1 pseudogene is annotated in these 202 nt (G+C 30.2%); it reads left to right on the forward strand.

What is annotated here, in order from left to right:
• A pseudogene (locus AJN69_RS10390) lies at positions 1-202 on the forward strand (hypothetical protein); the annotation flags it as partial.

A 202-nucleotide genomic window follows, 5' to 3' on the forward strand; every position in this document is an offset into this window, starting at 1 on the left:
GAAAGGGGCAGTGTTGAACTTGAGTATTCTTTTGATAGTGAAAAAGAAGCCATTGATAAAATGTTGCAGATGAATTATAAACAAAAATATTTTAGTGTAGATGAAGACTATTCAATGAGAAATGGAAAAGAAGTAGCATTAAGAATCATCCAAGAAGAAAAGTTAGAAGTGATTTGGTATGATGAAGCACTTAAACCTTTAT

This window comes from Campylobacter sp. BCW_4338, from assembly GCF_001763255.1.
Taxonomy (GTDB): domain Bacteria; phylum Campylobacterota; class Campylobacteria; order Campylobacterales; family Campylobacteraceae; genus Campylobacter_D; species Campylobacter_D jejuni.